Here is a 20,698-nt window from a genome sequence, read left to right on the forward strand (position 1 = left end):
GCTATGTAAATGAAACATGGGACAAAACCGAACGGCTTTATCCCAAGTATAAAACTCATAGACAAATTATAGTAATCCGATTACGTGACCAAGTACACCGACTACAAATAAGCCAAGAATGATAACGATTGGAGAAACTTTTTTCTTAAGTAACCACATACATAGGAATGTAAGAAGTAATGCTGCTAAACCAGGAATCAATTGATCCAAGTTATTTTGCAACGTTGTTACTTTCATTGCTGAAAGTGCCTTACCTGAACCCACTTCTTCAAATGCTTTTTGCAGTCCTTCACCATTTATCGGAAGTTTATCCCATTCAACATAGGCACCTTTATCCAATTTAACCGTGGAAACAATTGGTATAAACTTGATTGATACCCACCGCTGTACTAAGGCTGCCAGTACAAACATACCGAGAATCGAAGCACCTTTTGTTACATCTTGCAATAATCCGCCTGAAAGGTCTTCAGTGATTTTAGAACCCGCTTTATAACCGAATTCTTGTGTATACCACATAAATGACCAACGAATAATATTCCAAGCTAGGAAGAAAATGATTGGGCCTAAAATGTTTCCGCCAATCGCAAGGGACGCACCTAAGGCTCCTAACATCGGACGAATCGTAAACCAGAACACTGGATCACCAACACCGGCCAAAGGACCCATCATACCAACTTTTACCCCTTGAATTGCTACATCATCAACTGGAGCGCCATTGGCACGTTCTTCTTCCAGTGCTAATGTTACACCTAGGATTGGTGAAGCAATGTATGGATGCGTGTTAAAGAACTCTAAGTGACGTTTTAGTGCTGCTGATTGATCTTCTTTTGTTTTATATAATTTTTTGATTGCTGGGATCATTGAAAATGCCCAACCACCATTTTGCATACGTTCATAGTTCCAAGAGCCCTGAATGAATGTAGAGCGCCATGCAACAGCTAAACGATCTTTTTTGGTTAATTCAATTTTTTCTGCCATTTCTCTTCTCTCCTCCTTCAGGATTAATAATCATTTAAGATATCGCCGAGTGGGTCGCCAGTATTGCTTCCGCCACCGCTACCATTTGAAGAACCACCCATTTTAGAAAGGTTCAAGTAGATCAATGCTAACGCAACACCTAAAGCACCTAGTGCGATCAATGTTAATTGAGAGATTGCCGCTACAACAAAACCAATGATAAAGAATGGCCATACTTCTTTTGTTGCCATCATGTTGATTACTAATGCGTAACCCACAGCTACAACCATACCACCACCGATAGCCATACCTTCAGTCAACCATGTAGGCATTGATTCTAACGCTGATTGAACGGTTTCTGCTGGAATGAATAAAAGTGCTGCTGCTGGAATCGCAATACGAATCCCTTGCATACATACAGCTAAAATGTGCAACATTTCAATTTTTCTGATATCACCTTTTTCAGCTGCCGCATCCATCATGTGTACGATCGGCACAGCAAGTGTACGAACGATCATTGTTAAGAATAGACCAGCTACTGCAAGTGGTACAGCAATAGCGATTGCTGATGGAACACCTTTAACACCTTGTCCGCCTAATACTAAAATAATTGCTGATGCAACAGATGCTAATGCAGCATCCGGTGCTACTGCGGCTCCGATGTTTGCCCAACCAAGTGCGATCATTTGTAATGTTCCTCCAAGAACAATACCCGCTTCCAAGTTACCTGTTACTAAACCGATTAAGGTACATGCCACTAACGGTTGATGAAATTGAAATTCATCTAGAATTCCTTCCATACCTGCTAGAAAGGCAACTAAAATTACTAAAATAATTGTTATAATAGACATGATAAGCCTCCTATTTTCATTTGAATTTGTGGATTATTTTGCGTTTGCTTGTGCTAATTCATGCTTTGCTTTTTTTAGGATTTCGTCCATATTAGCGCTAGAATCATTTGGTACTTTACGAACATCAAATTTAACGCCTAGCTCTTCCAATTTTTCAAAGGCTTTGACATCTTCTTGTCCCATTGACAATACTTTACTTACAACGACTTTACCAACAGAATGAGCCATTGAACCAACGTTTATTTCTTGGAGGTCTACGCCGCCTTCGACTACTTTCACCACATCTTCTGGATTTTCAAATAATAATAACGCTTTTGTATTTCCAAAACGTGGGTCTTTTGCAATTTCAATCATTTTACTGATTGGAATAACATTAGCTTTAACCCCTGGAGGCGCTGCTTGTTCGATCAATTTTTTACGAAGATCGTCTTTTGATACCGCATCTGACACAACGATAATACGGTTTGGTAATACCGATTTTGTCCAAGCAGTCGCTACTTGACCATGTAATAAACGAGAATCCACACGGGCTAAAACAAATTTGATTTTACCATCACCTACAACGGTTCCTTCAGGTAATGCACCTTTAGGTTGTGCATCTTCCACTGCAGCTTTAGGTGCTTCAGTTGGTTCTAACTCTTCTGGTTTGATTCTCACACCCTCTTTAGCTGTTTCAAGAACATGGGCTGCAATCTCTTGGGCTGAATTCATTGAGAAGCGTGATGCATATGCCTCAATCAACATTGGCAAGTTCAATCCACTAACAATTGCCCACTTGTCTTTGTGTTCTTCAAAAAGACTGTTTGCTTGGTTAAATGGTGTACCGCCCCATAAATCAACTAAAAATAGTACTTCATCTTCTTCATCAAATGTCGCAATTGCTTCTTTTAGTTTTGCTTTTAAATCATCTGGGCCTTCGCTAGGCATCAATACAACTGCTTGTACTTTTTCCTGTTCACCAAAAATCATGGAACCGGACTGTAAAATACCTTGAGCAAATTCCCCATGGCTCGCAAGAATAATTCCTACCATAATTTGATACCTCCTATATTTTTTTCAACTACTTTATCATTTCCACCATCTGTTGATCTTCTACATGAAAACAGCTATTAGAAAAATATAAAAAGAAAAAATGCGTTACACAGCTTGTTTTCGTTTTTTCAGTCAACTGGATAATGTTGATAACCACCTATATATAATCACCTATATCAACGTTTACTTATTTAATCACCCCTCTCAATTCTATGGGTATAGTTCCTACAATTGACATGATCATACAACTTCATTTATATAGAAGCTGAAGAAGAGAAAATTATACTAAATGCTCTTTTTTCAGCAATTCCATTAAATCTACTTGGCTGTCAGCAACCACTTTTCGAATTTCCAATTTAATTCCTTGATCACTCAAATACTTGAACGCTGTAATATCCTTTTCATTAACAGCTACAGCATTTGTAATCATTCTTTTTCCACCTGTAAAACTCATACCGCCAATATTCACAGAGTTGAAAAAAACCCTGCCTTCCACCACACGTTTTACATCTTCCGGACAAGTGAACAGTAACATTACTTTTAAGCTATCAAAACGTTCATCTGTAAAAATTTCGATCATTTTATCCACCGTAATAACATTTACTTTTACACCAGGCGGGGATGCTTGTACGAGTAACGCTTTTCTTAACGTATCATGTGCAACCGCATCACTAATGACTAAAATTCGATTTACATTGGTGCTTTTAGTCCAAACCGTCGCAACTTGTCCATGAATCAAACGATCATCAATTCTCACTAGACGAATATCCATCATGAAATGCTCTCCTTCATATTCCTGCGATTAGCTGATAGTAAGCATTACACAGAACACGTTCTTTAGTAATAAAATACTATGCTCAGTCATTTATTGCCAAAATAACGGCTAACCCAATCAGCCAAATCATTCACTATTGACTAACTGAAAAACATGAGGATTTTACCTACCAGCTTATTTAAAGCAAGTTTCGTGCCAAAATTAGTGTATTGTAAAAGAAAAGCAAAAAATAAGGGTTTTTTTAATAAAATACACAAAAAATATACACTACAGCAGTGTATCTTTTTTGTGTATCCCTTATAGTGTATCTTCTGTATTTTGTTCTTGATTCAATTGAGTATTTTTAATCAATAGAATAATATAATAGACTTCTTCCATCGGCAGTTCTAATCTAAATGTTTGTTTCAAATACCTATTTGCTTTCATCACTACCTCGTAGTTAGGATCAGCTGTAAGTTGTGTTAGATCGGTTTCTGTGACTGTTAGAGACCCATCTTGTAGTATTCTTTCCAACGCACCTGCTAAATGCATTACCAAATTAACATAAAAAGAATAATCCATCTGTAACCCAAGGTCAGTTCTGATGATATCTGTAAATTCCCAAAGTGGGTCGATTATTTTTTTAGGATTAATAAAAATAAAGCTTTGTTCCATGTAATCAATACAAAGTTTCTTAGCAGTTGATTCATCGATTTCTTGTGTTTTTATAGAAGTATCACTTTCTGTCAGCAATTGATTGATAACTTCTTCGGCTTCGCCTGAAAAAAAGGTTTCCATAGGAATAAACGGTGCTGCAATTTTAGGATCCGTAATACCTGTAACAGCAATCACACGGTATTCTTCTTGAATAGTGGCTAGTTGCTCTTTCATGTCGATAATAGACAGTGGTAAAACTTCTAGCTCTAATCCTAATTGTGGTGGAACAGAGGTTTCGATCATTTCTTTCATTCGTTTAGCGGTTCCTTCTCCCGATGCACAGATCGCGATAATCACTCGTTTTTTCCACGGTGCCAAAGGGTCGATACTGCGTTCTTGATGAATGTCAGCATAACCTTGGAAATTTTTCAAAGAGTCGTATAGCGTGTCCAACTGCGTATCGATCAACGTCGTTTTTCTAGCTGTTTCTAAAACGATAGGCGTTGTGACCATATCAACCGTCCGAACTTCAATACCCGTTTGCCGCGTTATTTCATCTGAGAAAGTTGCTAAAGATCCCATATCAACTAAAAGAATTACACCACTATCTTCATTGACTTCTTTCACTACATTGACAATTTGTCTCAGGGCTTCTTTAGGCTGCATTTCCAAGGGCATATCAACTGCTCTTAAATTATCAACATTTAGAAGTTGAGAGACCACTTGTACCATACTTGTAGCGGTACTTTTTCCATGAGCTGCTACAACGATTCCAATTCGTCCAGCATCTTTATTTTCTCTTAAGGAAATCAGTAGAACAGCTAGATAGTAAGTTTCAAACTCGGGAATTTTCATTTGATAATTCACTTCAATAATCCGCTTGATTTCTTGCGCTGTTTCAAATTCCATAGGATAATCCAGTACCATATTTCGAATATTTTCATTTAATTGGTGCTGTCGCTCTTCACCATTTTGGATTCGTTTTAAAAATGAACTGATATGCAGGCTCATTGCATAAATAAAATTCGATTGAAAATTATAATTTAGCTTTTGTTTGGCAAAATTGTAGATTTCTTTAGTCACGTCAATTATCCGCTGATCCACTATTTCGGCCAATTTATTTTCAGTATCAAAAGTAAAGCCATGATCTTTATAAAAAGATTTCAAGTGAACGTTGATATCTGTTGTAATAAAGTTATTAATCACTTCTTGTTCTAAACCATCTTCTTTTAGTAACGCCGCTTTATCACCGATAATTTCATATAAATTATATGGTAGCTCATACGAATCTGACTGGATTGTAACAAGAGGTTCATTTGGTGTCACAAGCATCTGTGGCTCTAAATATTTCGATAATTCAGCCAATGTCTCACGATTACTTGCCAGTTGCATCATACCTTCTTTAATACTGTCAGTTAACTCATCAATGGTAATGTTCAACTCATCTTGATCAATATGATTCAAAAAACCTCTAGCTGTTACTAATTGAACATTTGATTTCAATTGCCCTACATTTCCATAAGAAACACTTCCAATCAATGCTTTTACAACATCTTCTGATAAAGAAATTTTACGTTGAATACGTGAAGCTTCCATAGAAATCATTACTCTAAGTAAATCAATTTTTTCTTTTGCAGGACGATCAATAAAATTAGGCAACTGTATAATAATTGGGATTCTTCTAACAAAAGTATTCAATAAAGAAGAGGTTGGATTTTCTGTTGTTGCGCAAATGATCCGTACATCTGCTCGACGATTTTTAACACTTTCTCCCAACCTCGAGTAGGTGCCATGATCCATAAAATAAAAAACCATTTCCTGACCTTCTGGCGGTAAGCGATGAACCTCATCTAGAAACAAAATACTCCCATCTGCTTCATGGATAATCCCTTCTTTAGCTTTCGTGGCACCTGTAAAAGCACCTTCCGCATAACCAAAAAGATGAGACATCAACAATTCAGGATTATGGGCATAATCGGCACAGTTAAACACAATCAGTTTTTTATCTGAGTCAATCACATGATTTAACAGTGCAAATTGAAACATTGCATGAGCAAAGTAGGTTTTACCAGATCCTGTGGGTCCTGTAATCAAGCAGTTCAACCCTTTAGGAGGATACAATATGGCTGCTTTTGCCTGCTCAACAGGCGTTCTCATACTTCCAGTAGAACCAATCATGCCTTTAAAAATATCCTCTCCTGCAAATTTTTTTGCAGGTCTATGTAAATGGTGTGTATCTGTTGCTTGATTTTCAGTGAGACTATGTTCACGATAACTTTTCACTGGTCTCGATAGCGGTTGATATTTAAAAATTACTTTATCTACATATTTGACTGGGCGTCCTTCTGTTTTCTCTAATAGTCCTTCTCTAACAAGTTGATTTAAATCTTTGCTGGCATTCGTTCTTTGGATGTCTAAAGCTTCAGAGACATCTCCAGTTGTCACACCGCCTCCCAAAGAAACATCGCTTGGTGTCAGATTTTCGGTCTGTTCTTTTACATAAAGATAGATTCGCTCAATGCGTTTCATCATCATTTCCCCTTAAAACGATACACTAATTTTATGTGTATCATACAGTGTATTGTTTTAAAAGTACACTGATAACTATTTTATTAGAATGTTTCACATGGAACAAGTACTGACAGAATCTTAATTGGATATTGATAGATTGAGGCTATTTTATTTAGATAGACTATGTATAGCAGCTGCGAAATAAATAAAAATAGAAAGAAGGAACTTATTATGACTTTAAAAGATGATTATCCATGGAAAAATGCTTCAATGGACTCCTACGATCAATGGGGAATGGGCTATCGGCAATGTGTATCTTTCACCGCATTTCGTCTAGTGAATAGAAACGGATACAATTTCCAAAGACACGGATTTTCTTGGAATGCTAACGAATGGAAAAGAAACGCTCAAAACTTAGGAATTACGGTTGACAAAAATCCAGTGCGTGGATCAATTGCCTGGACCTCAGCAGGTGGTTATGGACACGTTGCCTGGGTTTACGAAGTAAAGGGGAATAACGTCACCGTTGAAGAGTATAATTACAGCTATGACGGCCGATATCATTATCGCACAGTTAACAAAAATAGCTTTGAAAACTATATCCATTTCAAAGATTTACCAACACATGTATACAACAAAATTATCAGCAAAAAAAATGTCTCTTTAGGAAAATTATTCGATCAATCTAATCGCAATGATGGGATTTATGCTGCTGGACCTTGGAATACTGGGCCTAATGTTGTAAAAGTAGATAGCGGTAAAAATTATCATAATAAAATCGTTAGTGTCACTCAAGAAGCGGTAACCGATAATAACGTAACTTGGTACTATGTTAATCACAATGGCAAAAATCTTGGTTGGGTAGACTCTAGAGCTTTCCAAGCAAAAGTCTATAGTACAATTGTCAGCAAAAAAAATCTATCTGTCGGGAAAAGGTTTAATCAGAGCTCAAGAAACGATGGGATTTATGCTAATGGACCTTGGAATACCGGCCCTAGCGTTACCAACACAAGGATGGGAAAAGATTTTCATGGACAAATGGCTCAAGTCACTCAAGAAGTGGTGACAGATTACTATGGGCAAAAAGTGACTTGGTACCATATTAAGATAAATGGTAAAAATCTTGGCTGGATTGATACTGCAGCTTTTGATACAAAAAACTATAATACTGTTGTTAGCCAAAAAGCAATCTTTGTTGGAAAAAAATTTAATCAGAGTACAAGAAATGACGGCATTTATGCTAATGGACCTTGGAACACTGGGCCTAATGTTGTTAATGTAGGAACTGGGAAAAACTTTCATGGGCAAATCGCTCAAGTCACTCAAGAAGCGGTGACGGATTGTCTGGGGCAAAAAGTAACTTGGTATTCTATTAAAATAGATGGAAAAGAGTTAGGCTGGATTGATAGTCTTGCTTTCGATACAAAAAATTATAATACTATTGTTAACCAAAATGATATTATACTTACTCAAAAAATCGATCAATCCACACGGAATGATGGGATTTATGCTAATGGACCTTGGAATACTGGCCCTAGCGTTGCCAACATAGGGGTAGGAAAAGATTTTCATGGGCAGATTGCCTTAATTACTAAAGAAGCAATTACTGATTGTCTTGGACAAAGAGTAAAGTGGTACTATTTTAGTATCAACGGAAAAGATATTGGGTGGATTGATTCACTTGCATTTGGTAGTCATGTTTACAGCACAATTACTAGTCTAGTAGAAACTAACCTTACTAAACAAATAAATCAAAATGAACGTAATGACGGAATCTACGCTAACGGCCCTTGGAATACCACTCTTAATGCTATCAACGTCGGTACAGCAAAAACGTATAATGGGAAAACAGCACAAATTAGTAAAGAAGCGATTACTGATTTAAAAGGAGTAAATGTAACTTGGTATTACACTACAGTTGAAGACAAAGAACTAGGCTGGATTGATGCAGAGGCATTCGAATAAATACAGAATGAAGTTGTACTATTTACACAATTCTTAGTTTTTAGAAGGTAAAATCACTTATAGATGATTTTACCTTCTATTTCATTAAAAAAAGCATCCATACGCTATATCTTACAATCAAAGCCTTGATAAACAAATTACTTGAGTATTTTTATTCCCACTTTGAAAACGGTATACATAACATCTAGATATCAACACGGCTATGTCTTATAACTTAATTGAAGTTCCTTGAATAAAGATCTTTTCTGAAAAAGTCTGAAATTCCTTGAAAAATATGGGTTTCCTCGCTATAATGCAGAGAGGTTTAACTATTATATATGAAGTGAGGAAAACTATTGATTACTGTAAATGATGTAAGTTTGCTATTTTCAGACCGCAAACTTTTTGATGATGTAAATATTAAATTCACACCTGGTAACTGTTATGGCTTGATTGGCGCAAATGGTGCTGGTAAATCAACGTTTTTAAAAATTTTATCTGGCGATATTCAACCAACAACTGGGAATGTTGCTTTAGGTCCTGATGAGCGTTTAGCTATTTTGAAACAAAATCATTTTGACTTTGAAGAAAACACTGTCCTAGAAACTGTTATCATGGGTCACAAACGTTTGTATGAAGTAATGAAAGAAAAAGATGCTGTCTACATGAAAGAAGATTTTACTGATGAAGATGGAATCAAAGCTGCTGAACTTGAAGGGGAATTCGCTGAGCTAAACGGTTGGGAAGCTGAACCAGAAGCTGCTGTTTTACTACAAGGATTGAATATTCCTGAAAGCTTACATGACCAAAAAATGAGCGAACTAACAGCTGGTCAAAAAGTCAAAGTGTTACTTGCTCAATCTCTATTTGGTAAACCAGATGTTTTACTTCTAGATGAGCCTACCAATGGTTTGGACACTCGTTCAATCAACTGGTTGGAAGAGTTCTTGATCAACTTTGAAAATACCGTTATCGTTGTTTCCCATGACCGTCACTTTTTAAACAAAGTATGTACACACATGGCCGATCTTGACTTCGGTAAAATCAAATTATACGTTGGTAACTATGATTTCTGGTTAGAATCAAGTCAATTAGCAGCAAAATTACAGTCCAACGCAAACGCGAAAAAAGAAGAACAAATCAAAGAATTACAAGACTTTATCGCTCGTTTCAGTGCTAATGCATCGAAATCAAAACAAGCGACTTCTCGTAAAAAAATGTTGGATAAAATTACATTAGATGACATTCAACCATCTTCTCGCCGTTATCCATTTGTTGGATTCACTCCTGATAGAGAAATCGGAAATGATTTACTACACGTAGAAAATGTTTCTGTAACCATTGACGGTAAGAAAATATTAGACAATATTTCTTTCTCTTTAAATAACGTTGATAAAGTAGCCTTCATTGCAGATAATGATATCGTTACAACAACTTTATTCAAAGTGATCATGGGTGAAATCACACCTGATACTGGTAGTGTTCGTTGGGGTGTTACAACAACTCAAGCTTACCTGCCAAAAGATAACAGCAAAGACTTCGATACTGATTTAACAATCTTAGATTGGTTACGTCAATTTGCTAGCAAAGAAGAAGATGATAATACCTTTTTACGTGGCTTCTTAGGAAGAATGTTGTTCTCTGGGGAAGATGTGCTGAAATCCGTTAACGTGCTTTCAGGGGGCGAAAAAGTTCGTGTCATGTTATCTAAACTGATGTTGTCTAAATCCAATGTTCTTGTTTTAGATGACCCGACAAATCACTTGGATCTAGAATCTATCACAGCTTTGAATGATGGATTAATGGCATTTACAGGAGCTATTTTATTTGCTTCTCATGACCACCAATTTATTCAAACATTAGCGAATCGCATCATTGCTGTTTCTGATAAAGGTATTGTCGATCGTGCGGATACAACATATGATGAATTCTTAGAAAATAAAGATGTTCAAAAACAATTGGATGAATTATTTTCTGGTGAATATTAATTTTTGATACTATTCTATAGCCTATAAAATAGATTTTAAGTCTATTTTATAGGCTTTTTTGAGCCATGAAGACATAGAAAAAATTCATTCAATAATTTCCTTTCTAACTAAAAAAGCTCCAAATGAACTGTCTTTTTCTGCTTTAAATGATTTTCTAACTCCGTAGCAAGCATGGTAACAATAAACTTGCCTTTGTTATTAAATTCATAACATATATCGTCAACATGGCCTTTAGCAACTTTAAAGGTCATTCCCAAATCCGCCTGCATCATTTGAACCAATCGAACTGTTAAGGTATTCTCAGGTATCCCAAAAAAATCGGATAATTGAACTATGTTCCACCCTTTTTTTAAAAGGCAAATTAACGTTGTATCAGGAATTAAAATAATTGATGCACCTATATTCGCTTGAAACTCCATTAACAATTTAGGTTCGTAATATTGTAAACTTTTCTGTGTATCTAAAAATACACCATTTTTTTCGTTATCGTGGAATAAGTAGTGAATAATTTCATGACTGATAACGAAATTTTTATTTTTTTCATCCAACTGTTGATTAAATGCAATTGTCGTCTCCCACTTATCTTGAAGAAGCATTCCAGAAATACGTTCATTTACGCCTCCTTCAAAACTGAAACCTCTAATTGCTACCCCTTGAGATTTTACTAACTCCCAAATATGAGAGTAGTTGTATTCCTCACAACCAATCCCGTTATCAACCATAACTGTTGAAATATAGTCATTTATCCTAATTGAAAAATCAACATATTCCTCTATATATTTGAACATCTACTTATCCCCCAATCTATTTTTTATTTTTCTCTTTTTTAATCTGACAATATATAGCAATCTCCCGAAAAATTGTATTTTTTGTTATTTTATTGTTTTATAATTCCAGATTTCAAAAGAAGTATCTTTTACATTTTTGATTTCTCAAAACACTTTCGTAAAACAATTGTAATCTTTTTGTAATATACATGTAATCAGACTTAAGTCTTATTTTTATTTAAAAAACTAAATTCTCCAGTTTATCGACTAACCAGACTTACCACATTTAAGCCCTGAGGCACTTCATAAATCAACTGGGTCTGCCTTTTTATTCTTTCTTATCACTAATCTATTTTACATCTCTACAAATCCATCTTACTGGAAATTACCTTCCTTTTTCTTTTAATTTTCTGTCAATATCCTATCAAAAAACTTTCGCTGATTTTTTTCTAATAAGCACAAACAAACAGGTGTTAATTTAAAGTTTTTCAAAAGTCTAACTTTTAAAAAACTTTAAATTAACACCTGCATATATATGTTTTATAATTTTATTTTTTCATTTAATTATGCTAGTATTGCATTTTTTATCTTTTCTTTCCTCTTGAAAACACCGCAATACAACCATTTCCTGTATGACTCGTAATCGTTGGCCCCAGTGGATACAAACGAATTTCTTTAACTTGAATTTTTTCTTCAATTAGCGCTTTTACTTTCTCAGCACTTTCTACGTCCCCAGCATATGCGATAAACACCGTTTGTTTTAATGGTTCCACCATTCCCTGAACGGTTTCATCAGCTAATTTCTTCAATGCTTTCCCTCGGCCACGCACTTTGCCAATATTTTTTAGCTTACCTTGTTCATCCACTACAATGATTGGCTTAACATTCATTAATCCACCAATCGCAGCTGCTGCTTTAGAGATTCTGCCTCCCCGCTCTAAATGTTTTAAATCATCCACCGTCACCCAAGACTGAACGGTCATTTTATTTTCTGATAGCCATAACAAAATATCTTCTAACGTATGTCCATCTTCTTTTAATTGAATAACCTCGCTAACTAGTAATCCTTCACCTAAACTAGCAGCTTTCGTATCAATAACATAAATTTCTGTATCCTTGTATTCCTCTTTCAGCATGTCAACAGCTTGTATTGCACTTTGATAAGAGCCGCTCAATCCTGAAGAAAACGCCAAGTACAATATTGGAACCTTCTTTTCTACAAATGGTCTGAAAAATTCAATGTAGCGACCCACATTTACTTGAGAAGTTGTTGGCATACCGCCAGTTTTTATCTCTTGTAAAAACCAATCATAATCAAAGGTCTTCCCTAAATCATCAATCAATTCATCTCCATTTAGTTGAATCGTCATACTAATAAAATCAACATCATTTGCTTCTAAATATGTATATGGTAAATCACAACATGAATCTGTCATTAATTTAAATGTCATTTTAAATCCTCCCTAACTGTTTTTCTATTTTAACACATAATCGACGTATACTCATGCTTTATTCGGTAAGTAAGTAATCAAAAAAACGAGAGACAGCTTTTAACTTGTCCCTCGTCTGATATGCGTTTTAAATTTGTGCCCAAACGCTCTCTAATACATTCGTTTGATTACGATCTGGTCCAACTGAGAATGTTGAAATACGCACGCCGACTAATTCTGAGATACGGTGTACATAGTTTCTTGCATTCGCTGGAAGATCAGCTAGTGTTTTACATCCAGTAATATCTTCTGACCAACCTGGTAATTCCTCATAAACTGGTTTACAACGGCTTAACTCTTTCAAGCTAGCTGGATAATGATAAATCAATTCACCATCTAGTTCATAAGCTGTACAGATCTTCACCGTATCCAATCCACTCAAAACATCAATTGAATTCAATGATAGGTTTGTGATTCCTGAGACACGTTTTGAATGACGCATTACAACTGTATCAAACCAACCCACACGACGTGGACGGCCTGTTGTCGTTCCATATTCTTTTCCTACTTTGCGAATTGTTTCTCCTGTTTCATCAAACAATTCTGTTGGGAATGGGCCATCACCAACACGTGATGTGTATGCTTTGCAAACACCAACGACTTTATTAATCTTAGAAGGACCAACCCCACTACCGATTGTAACGCCCCCTGCAACAGGGTTTGATGACGTAACGAATGGATATGTTCCTTGGTCAATATCCAACATAACACCTTGTGCGCCTTCGAATAAAACGCGTTTACCAGCATCCAACGCATCATTTAAAATAACAGAAGTGTCTGTTACATATTTTTTAATTTGTTGCCCATATTCATAATATTCTTCAAAAATATCTTCAAACGCAATTGGTTCGCTGTCGAACATTTTGACGAATTGACGATTTTTTTCTTCTAGATTGATTTTTAAGCGTTCTTCAAAGATTTCTTTGTCTAATAAATCAGCAACACGAATACCTACACGAGCGGCTTTGTCCATGTATGCAGGACCGATTCCTTTGATTGTTGTACCGATTTTGTTTTCACCTTTGGCATCTTCTTGTAATTGATCCAATTGAATATGGTAAGGTAAAATCACATGCGCTCGGTCAGAAATACGTAAATTATCTGTTGTTACATTATTTTCTTTTAAATAAGCCAGTTCTTTTACTAAAGATTTTGGATTGACTACCACGCCATTTCCGATCACACTGATCTTATCTTTGTAAAAGATACCTGAAGGAATCAAATGTAGTTTATAAGTAACACCATCAAATTTAATGGTATGACCTGCATTATCTCCGCCTTGATAACGTGCAATGACTTCAGCATTCTCACTTAAAAAATCCGTGATCTTTCCTTTTCCTTCATCGCCCCACTGCGTTCCGACTACTACAACTGATGACATTCGAACACCTCGTTCTAAATTATTTTGTCCTGATTCATTGTACCAATAAAACAGAACGCTTTCAACAAAAAAATCGAATATTTGCAATTTCAGATAATAAAAATGGGTCAAAACACGAACGTTTATCTATATAAAAAAAATCATTAAATAAAAAAGCGAATATTAAAAGACTATTCTATGAATGAAGGTTCCTTCTACTATCTTTTTTGAAAACTTTTTATCTAAAACACAAAAATTTTTGATTACTTTTTTGGAAAATTAGCGTAAAATATAATACGCAATTCATTTTAAATAGGAGGGTTTCATTTTGTTGGGTGTTGTATTATTATTTGTTGGCATCACATTGATTAGTAATGGCTATTGCGGATTAGCTGGAGTAAACGGTAAATCGACTGCATTTATAAACTTTTTTACAGGAAGTGTAACGTTTATAGTTAATACGACGTTTTTATTGCGAGGAGAGTACTTTTCTGCTGGTACAGGATTTTTATTTGCTTGTACCAATCTATTAATGGGAGCTATCTTTCTTTTTGATTTAGATTGGCGGGCATATGGTATTTTCGGATTATTCGTTGCTGTCAATGCGATTCCTTGTGCCTACCTTGCTTATGCTAGTGGTGATTGGCGCTTTGCCATTATTTGGATACTCTGGGGAATTCTATGGTTTAGCGGATTTCTACAACATGTTTTATCGCTTCCTATCGGAAAATTTGTTTTATACTTAGCAATTTTTGAAGGAATTGTTACCGCTTGGATTCCAGGATTTTTGATAATAACAGAATTATGGTAATTAAAAAACAGCTCTAAACCAACATTCATAGTGGTTTAGAGCTGTTTTTAGGTTTAACTTTTAAAAATCATCTGGTCTTTGTGATAAGGAAGCGAACTTATTAAATTCTTTAATAAATAACAACTCTACCGTTCCTCGGGCACCACTTCTGTTTTTCTCAATAATTACTTCAATAACATTATCTATTTCTGGCGGTTCATGATCTCCATCTTCTCCGCCTTCACCACGCTCGTAGTAATCATCACGATAAAGGAAAGCCACGATATCAGCATCTTGCTCGATAGATCCTGACTCACGAATATCACTTAATACTGGACGTTTATCTTGACGTTGTTCCACGCCACGAGATAATTGTGATAAGGCAATAACAGGAACTTTTAATTCCTTCGCTAATTTTTTCAATTGACGGGAAATTTCAGATACTTCTTGTTGACGACTTTCACGACCGGTACCTTCAATTAGTTGTAGGTAATCGATCAAAATCAAGCCAAGATTTCCACGTTCTTGTGCTAGTTTACGGCATTTCGCTCGTATTTCCGTAATCTTGATACCTGGCGTATCATCAATATAGATTTGCGCTCTAGATAAACTTCCCATTGCAATAATTAGGTTTTGCCATTCATCCTCTGACAACTGTCCTGTACGTAAATGTCCTGCTTCAATTGAACCTTCCGCACAAAGCATCCGATTAACAAGTGATTCTGCCCCCATTTCCAAACTGAAAATAGCAACAGAACGATCTGTTTTGGTTCCAATATTCTGAGCAATATTTAAAGCAAAAGCTGTTTTACCTACGGCAGGACGAGCAGCCAAGATAATCAATTCTTCTGCTTGCAGTCCAGCAGTCATTTTATCCAAAGCAGGATAACCTGTAGGTAATCCTGTAATTTCTTCATCATTTTGATACAATTGGTCAATGTTTGCAATCGAAGTGTTCAAGACATCTGCGATTGATAAAAAGCCGCTTCGATTTCTTTTTTCTGAAACTTCTAAAATACTACGTTCTGCATCATCTAAGATCGTTTCAACATCTTCACCTTGCTCAAATCCCTTAGTAACAATTTCTGTAGCTGTTTGAATCAAATTGCGCAGTAATGATTTTTGCTCAACAATCTTAGCATAATAAACAATATTAGCCGCTGTTGGTACCGCTAATGCTAGGTCAGATAGATAGCTTAAACCACCCACATCTTCTAATAAATTTTCTTGCTCCAAACGATCTTTGATTGTGATAACATCAATTGCTTCATTTCGATCATTCAAGGTAAGCATAGTCTGAAAAATCAATTGATGGTTACGGCGATAAAAATCTTTTGGTTCTATGTATTCTAAAGCATCGATAATTACTTCAGCATCTAAAAAAACCGACCCTAAAACGGCCTGCTCTGCTTCCATACTTTGGGGCGGTACTCGATCTTGCCATACTTCATTCATTTTTTTCTCTCCTATAGCTCAAATTGCGCCGTTCAGTCTTTCTATTTTAACAAGAAACCACAAAAATGTACACTCACAATCCTGTATCATTTACATATCAAAGAATGCAAAAAACAGAGGATTCCCTCTGTTTTCACTGGTTATTCTTCTACAACGTGAACTTTAATCGTTGCGGTTACTTCATGATGTAATTTCACTGGAACTTTAGTAAAACCAAGTGAACGAATCGGCTGTGATAGTTCTAGCTTACGTTTGTCTAATTTCACCTTATATTGCTTGTTTAAGGCCTCTGCAATTTGTTTTGAAGGAATAGACCCAAAAAGACGTCCATCCTCTCCAGCCTTCGCTTTAAGCTCCACAACGGTCTCTTCATTTTCTAAAAACTCTTGCATTTTTTTTGCTTCAGCTAAAACTTCAGCATCTTGTTTATCTTGCGCCTTTTTTTGTCCTGCAAGAGCACTGATACTACCTTTATTTGCTTCTTGAGCATATCCATTTTTTATTAGAAAATTTTGGGCGTATCCTGTGGGCACTTCCTTAACTTCGCCTTTTTTCCCTTTACCTTTAACGTCTTGTAAAAAAATGACTTTCATACGTACGATTCCTCCTCATATACTAATTAATAATCAATAGTTTCTTTCAATCACCTTGTAGCAAGTAATATCAACTTTTAAAGTAAAAGCGCACTAGCCTCGTTCATATTTTATCTTTTATCCGAAGAGCTAGCCTTTGAAACTGAATCATACATCACATCAATATTTTGATGGATTACTTTCAATAGCTGTTCTTTTACTTCTGCCACTGTTACATTAGATAATTGTACCGCAGCATTCGTAAAATGACCACCTCCGCCCAAATTTTCCATAATCAGTTGGACATTGATAGAGCCGTTACTTCGTGCGCTAATACCAATTTTCTTATCGGTTCGTTTAGTTATAACGAATGCTGCATTGATTCCCACCATTGATAACAGTGTGTCCGCTGTTTTAGCCGCAGTTACACTATCATATTCTTTGTCCTCACTACCTGCAATGATAACTGTATCTGGTGTCACGTACTCGCTTTCAGCAATCAAACTGTTCATTTCTAAATAACCATTTAAATCTGAGCTTAATAAATATTGTACTAAAGATGAATCAGCACCACAAGTTCTTAAATAACTAGCCACATCAAATGTACGTGCCGTTGTTCGTACACTAAAACTTTTTGTATCAACAACAATCCCAGCGAGCAGTAATGTTGCTTCCAGTTTCTCTAATCGTTTTTGTGTATTGCTTTGATATTCAATTAATTCTGTTACTAACTCTGAAGCAGAGGAAGCTGAAGATTCGATATAAGAAAGTAACGGTTTAGCTGGAAACTCATCTCCACGACGATGGTGATCAATAATTACAACTTTATCAAACTGTTCATACAACTCTTGTGAAACTGAAAGTGATGGCTTGTGGTAATCTACCATGATTAATAAACTACTATCAGTTTTTCTCCTCATTGCTTCTTTTGGTGTGATGATTTGTTTCGCTAGATCAGGATACTTTTCAAGCTCCGTCATGACACGTTCAACATCTGGGATACTTTCTGTTTTTTGTAAAACTACCCAAGCTTCTTTATCATGAAATCTAGCTAATCGTGCCATACCAAACGCTGAACCAATAGCATCCATATCCGGAAAGCGATGTCCCATGATATACACATCTGACGACTCCGATAAGATTCCTTGGATTGCTGTACTCATCGCACGAGAGCGAACACGTGTTCTCTTTGCGACAGAAGCAGTTCTACCACCATAAAATATAGGTTTGGCATTATCTTTAGCTTCTTTTACAACGACTTGGTCCCCACCTCTTACCAGAGCTGTATCCAAATTGGTTTGAGCTGTGTTTCCTGTCTGGCTTAATGTTTCTCCACCATAAGAAATTCCCATACTCAATGTAATCGCTATCTCTCTTGTACTGGATTCTTTTCGAATTTTATCTAAAATTTGAAATTTCGAATCCATCATTTTTTTAACATCCTCTAGTTGTGCAATAAAAAAATAACGTTCCGCATTCAGTCTTTTATAAAAAACCTGATACTCATCCATCCAATCGGAAACCATTGTAGTGATAAAACTATTCAAGTAGGAAATTTCTTTTTCATCCATACTATCCGTAATATCATCATAATTATCCACCGAAACAATGCCAATAGCTGTCTGCATTTCGATTTTTTCTTGGTATAAATTACTTTCTTTCGTAATATCTCTAAAGGTAATCGTATTTTGGTTTGTATCAAGATTGAAACGATAAATATGATCTCCAACCTTGAAAATGTCTTTATCTTTTTCTGCTAATAATACGTATGTCTCTATTAATTCTGGACTAATCAGCGTTTGTCCATCTTTTCGAAAGATACTTTCTGCAAAAGGATTTAACCACTTTGCTTCTTTTGTATCAGAGTCATAATTTATGATTCCAACAGATACTTCGTTGAAAGCATAGTCTAATGACTTTTCTGCAATCGTACTGGCTTCTCTAATTTTTTCTGTATTAGATATCTCAATACTTCTAATTAAGTACACTATTCGATTTATTAATATAATATTAAGTATAAGTAATCCAGCTATCGAAATATATTTGTTAGACACAAAGAAAAATAATATTATTTCTAATAAAAAGAGAACGAATACAGAACCCAAAATCCGTTTCATTCCATTTTTTCCCATTATAAAGACTCCTCCGTTGTTCTACAGATAAGCTTATTTTAGCATAAAAATGACGTTTCTGCGAATCGTATATGTTTCACGTGAAACATTCTAAAAGATTTTATGTGCTCTGTTTTTCAGAGTTCTTTTGAAAACACAAGGTAAATCTACCCTTTATTTATTTCAATTGATATTGTCTTTAATTATCAAAAAAGGATCAAAGGGAAATCCCTTTGATCCTTAGTAATTTCTATATTATTGCTCTTCACCAACAAATGGTAATAAGCCCATGATACGTGCACGTTTGATTGCAATTGTTAATTTGCGTTGGTTCTTAGCACCAGTACCAGTTACACGACGTGGCAAAATTTTCCCACGTTCAGAAATGAATTTTTTTAGTAATTCGATATCTTTATAGTCAATATATTCAATATGGTTTGCTGCAATATAATCGACTTTACGACGTTTACGTCCGCCTCTTCTTTGTTGTGCCATTCTTATTCCCTCCTATCAAATCCGTTTAGAATGGTAAATCATCATCTGAAATGTCAATAGTAGCTCCTGTTCCACCAAATGGATCAGAATCTCTATCAAAATCAGGCATACCGTTATTGTTAGACTGAGAGGATGATTGATTAAAATTGTTTTGTCCAGAAAAATCATTATTCTGTTGTTGGAAACTTCCGCCGCCAGCATTATATGTTGGTGTTGAGCTTGATCCTTCATGTGTTTGTCTTTGTTCTGAAGCAGAACGAGACTCTAACAACTGGAAATTCTCACATACAACTTCAGTCACATATACACGTTGACCTTGTTGATTTTCGTAATTTCTTGTTTGAATACGACCAGTAACGCCTAATAATGTACCTTTGCGTGCATAGTTTGCCATTGTTTCAGCGGGTTTACGCCAAATCACACAGTTAATAAAATCTGCCTCACGATTTCCATTTTGATTCGTAAAATTACGATTTACTGCTAAAGTAAACGTCGCAACTGCTGAACCGCTAGATGTATATCGTAAATCTGGATCTTTTGTTAGTCTTCCAACTAATACAACGTTGTTAATCATTTAAACATCTCCTTTCGTCAATCCAATGTTTCACGTGAAACATTTTCTTATGCTTCTTCCTTGATAATCATGTGACGGATAATATCGTCATTGATTTTAGCAAGACGATCAAATTCATTGATTGCTCCTGCAGTTGATGGAGAAGATACTTTAACGATATGATAGATGCCTTCACGGAATCCGTTCATTTCATATGCTAAGCGGCGTTTTTCCCAATCTTTTGATTCGATAACTTCTGCTCCGTTATCTTTTAAGATTGTGTCGAAACGTTCTACTAAAGCAGTTTTTGCTTCTTCATCAATGTTCGGACGAATAATGTACATAACTTCATAATTCGTAGCTTGACTCATTGATTTCACCTCCCTATGGACTTTAGGCTCTTAGTTTGCT

17 protein-coding genes are annotated in these 20,698 nt (G+C 35.7%); 3 read left to right on the forward strand and 14 right to left on the reverse strand.

All coding sequences use genetic code 11. The features are described 5' to 3' along the window. Positions 1-66 precede the first annotated feature (66 nt). The 5 genes from BCR23_RS09150 to BCR23_RS09170 form a co-directional block, all read right to left on the reverse strand. Positions 67-978, reverse strand: coding sequence for a PTS system mannose/fructose/sorbose family transporter subunit IID (locus BCR23_RS09150; RefSeq protein ID WP_069635187.1), 912 nt, complete (start codon positions 976-978; stop codon positions 67-69). A 23-nt stretch (positions 979-1,001) separates the two neighbouring features. Further along, positions 1,002-1,808 carry a PTS mannose/fructose/sorbose transporter subunit IIC gene (locus tag BCR23_RS09155; protein ID WP_069635188.1) on the reverse strand — a complete coding sequence of 269 codons (807 nt, stop codon included), beginning with the start codon at positions 1,806-1,808 and terminating at the stop codon, positions 1,002-1,004. 33 nt (positions 1,809-1,841) lie between these two features. Beyond that, on the reverse strand, positions 1,842-2,840 hold the full coding sequence (locus BCR23_RS09160) for a mannose/fructose/sorbose PTS transporter subunit IIA (protein ID WP_069635189.1): 999 nt from the start codon (positions 2,838-2,840) through the stop codon (positions 1,842-1,844). A 280-nt stretch (positions 2,841-3,120) separates the two neighbouring features. Next, positions 3,121-3,615, reverse strand: coding sequence for a mannose/fructose/sorbose PTS transporter subunit IIB (locus tag BCR23_RS09165; protein ID WP_069635190.1), 495 nt, complete (start codon positions 3,613-3,615; stop codon positions 3,121-3,123). 297 nt (positions 3,616-3,912) lie between these two features. Next, positions 3,913-6,780 carry a sigma-54-dependent transcriptional regulator gene (locus BCR23_RS09170; protein ID WP_069635191.1) on the reverse strand — a complete coding sequence of 956 codons (2,868 nt, stop codon included), beginning with the start codon at positions 6,778-6,780 and terminating at the stop codon, positions 3,913-3,915. Between the two features lie 213 nt (positions 6,781-6,993). Here BCR23_RS09170 and BCR23_RS09175 point away from each other — a divergent pair, with 213 nt between their 5' ends. Both BCR23_RS09175 and BCR23_RS09180 read left to right on the forward strand, forming a co-directional pair. Then, positions 6,994-8,727, forward strand: a complete 1,734-nt coding sequence (locus tag BCR23_RS09175; protein WP_069635192.1) for a GW dipeptide domain-containing protein — start codon at positions 6,994-6,996, stop codon at positions 8,725-8,727. A gap of 335 nt (positions 8,728-9,062) precedes the next feature. Further along, on the forward strand, positions 9,063-10,694 hold the full coding sequence (locus tag BCR23_RS09180) for an ABC-F family ATP-binding cassette domain-containing protein (protein ID WP_069635193.1): 1,632 nt from the start codon (positions 9,063-9,065) through the stop codon (positions 10,692-10,694). A 107-nt stretch (positions 10,695-10,801) separates the two neighbouring features. Here BCR23_RS09180 and BCR23_RS09185 read toward each other — a convergent pair whose 3' ends face one another. The 3 genes from BCR23_RS09185 to BCR23_RS09195 all read right to left on the reverse strand — a co-directional run bounded on the left by BCR23_RS09185 (position 10,802) and on the right by BCR23_RS09195 (position 14,332). Continuing rightward, on the reverse strand, positions 10,802-11,482 hold the full coding sequence (locus tag BCR23_RS09185; protein ID WP_069635194.1) for an ImmA/IrrE family metallo-endopeptidase: 681 nt from the start codon (positions 11,480-11,482) through the stop codon (positions 10,802-10,804). 563 nt (positions 11,483-12,045) lie between these two features. Beyond that, on the reverse strand, positions 12,046-12,912 hold the full coding sequence (locus BCR23_RS09190) for a DegV family protein (protein ID WP_069635195.1): 867 nt from the start codon (positions 12,910-12,912) through the stop codon (positions 12,046-12,048). Positions 12,913-13,039: 127 nt separating this feature from the next. After that, positions 13,040-14,332, reverse strand: a complete 1,293-nt coding sequence (locus tag BCR23_RS09195) for an adenylosuccinate synthase (RefSeq protein WP_069635196.1) — start codon at positions 14,330-14,332, stop codon at positions 13,040-13,042. A 307-nt stretch (positions 14,333-14,639) separates the two neighbouring features. On the opposite strand from BCR23_RS09195, the gene BCR23_RS09200 reads away from it, so the two are divergent. Further along, complete coding sequence (locus BCR23_RS09200) at positions 14,640-15,122, forward strand: AmiS/UreI family transporter (protein ID WP_069635197.1); 483 nt, start codon at positions 14,640-14,642, stop codon at positions 15,120-15,122. Between the two features lie 60 nt (positions 15,123-15,182). Here BCR23_RS09200 and dnaB read toward each other — a convergent pair whose 3' ends face one another. The 6 genes from dnaB to rpsF form a co-directional block, all read right to left on the reverse strand. Further along, complete coding sequence (gene dnaB, locus BCR23_RS09205; protein ID WP_069635198.1) at positions 15,183-16,556, reverse strand: replicative DNA helicase; 1,374 nt, start codon at positions 16,554-16,556, stop codon at positions 15,183-15,185. 140 nt (positions 16,557-16,696) lie between these two features. After that, positions 16,697-17,149 carry a 50S ribosomal protein L9 gene (gene rplI, locus BCR23_RS09210; protein WP_069635199.1) on the reverse strand — a complete coding sequence of 151 codons (453 nt, stop codon included), beginning with the start codon at positions 17,147-17,149 and terminating at the stop codon, positions 16,697-16,699. A gap of 110 nt (positions 17,150-17,259) precedes the next feature. Further along, positions 17,260-19,260 carry a DHH family phosphoesterase gene (locus tag BCR23_RS09215; RefSeq protein WP_069635200.1) on the reverse strand — a complete coding sequence of 667 codons (2,001 nt, stop codon included), beginning with the start codon at positions 19,258-19,260 and terminating at the stop codon, positions 17,260-17,262. A 234-nt stretch (positions 19,261-19,494) separates the two neighbouring features. Next, a complete protein-coding gene (gene rpsR / locus BCR23_RS09220) occupies positions 19,495-19,734 on the reverse strand; it encodes a 30S ribosomal protein S18 (RefSeq protein WP_010762117.1) in 240 nt (79 codons plus the stop codon). A 25-nt stretch (positions 19,735-19,759) separates the two neighbouring features. Next, positions 19,760-20,308 (reverse strand): single-stranded DNA-binding protein, encoded by a 549-nt coding sequence (gene ssb, locus BCR23_RS09225; RefSeq protein ID WP_069635201.1) that lies wholly within the window; start codon positions 20,306-20,308, stop codon positions 19,760-19,762. A gap of 47 nt (positions 20,309-20,355) precedes the next feature. Beyond that, the gene (gene rpsF, locus BCR23_RS09230; RefSeq protein ID WP_069635202.1) at positions 20,356-20,658 is read right to left on the reverse strand and encodes a 30S ribosomal protein S6; all 303 of its coding nucleotides are present in this window, start codon (positions 20,656-20,658) and stop codon (positions 20,356-20,358) included. Positions 20,659-20,698 lie beyond the last annotated feature (40 nt).

Source organism: Enterococcus quebecensis (genome assembly GCF_001730365.1).
In the GTDB taxonomy this organism is placed as follows: Bacteria; Bacillota; Bacilli; order Lactobacillales; family Enterococcaceae; genus Enterococcus_L; species Enterococcus_L quebecensis.

Coding starts and splice junctions, on each gene's coding strand:
- dnaB (WP_069635198.1), bottom strand. CDS start 16,556: ATGAATGAAGTATGGCAAGATCGAGTACCGCCCCAAAGTATGGAAGCA.
- BCR23_RS09150 (WP_069635187.1), bottom strand. CDS start 978: ATGGCAGAAAAAATTGAATTAACCAAAAAAGATCGTTTAGCTGTTGCA.
- BCR23_RS09155 (WP_069635188.1), bottom strand. CDS start 1,808: ATGTCTATTATAACAATTATTTTAGTAATTTTAGTTGCCTTTCTAGCA.
- rplI (WP_069635199.1), bottom strand. CDS start 17,149: ATGAAAGTCATTTTTTTACAAGACGTTAAAGGTAAAGGGAAAAAAGGC.
- BCR23_RS09215 (WP_069635200.1), bottom strand. CDS start 19,260: ATGGGAAAAAATGGAATGAAACGGATTTTGGGTTCTGTATTCGTTCTC.
- ssb (WP_069635201.1), bottom strand. CDS start 20,308: ATGATTAACAACGTTGTATTAGTTGGAAGACTAACAAAAGATCCAGAT.
- rpsF (WP_069635202.1), bottom strand. CDS start 20,658: ATGAGTCAAGCTACGAATTATGAAGTTATGTACATTATTCGTCCGAAC.
- BCR23_RS09175 (WP_069635192.1), top strand. CDS start 6,994: ATGACTTTAAAAGATGATTATCCATGGAAAAATGCTTCAATGGACTCC.
- BCR23_RS09170 (WP_069635191.1), bottom strand. CDS start 6,780: ATGAAACGCATTGAGCGAATCTATCTTTATGTAAAAGAACAGACCGAA.
- BCR23_RS09165 (WP_069635190.1), bottom strand. CDS start 3,615: ATGATGGATATTCGTCTAGTGAGAATTGATGATCGTTTGATTCATGGA.
- BCR23_RS09190 (WP_069635195.1), bottom strand. CDS start 12,912: ATGACATTTAAATTAATGACAGATTCATGTTGTGATTTACCATATACA.
- rpsR (WP_010762117.1), bottom strand. CDS start 19,734: ATGGCACAACAAAGAAGAGGCGGACGTAAACGTCGTAAAGTCGATTAT.
- BCR23_RS09195 (WP_069635196.1), bottom strand. CDS start 14,332: ATGTCATCAGTTGTAGTAGTCGGAACGCAGTGGGGCGATGAAGGAAAA.
- BCR23_RS09160 (WP_069635189.1), bottom strand. CDS start 2,840: ATGGTAGGAATTATTCTTGCGAGCCATGGGGAATTTGCTCAAGGTATT.
- BCR23_RS09185 (WP_069635194.1), bottom strand. CDS start 11,482: ATGTTCAAATATATAGAGGAATATGTTGATTTTTCAATTAGGATAAAT.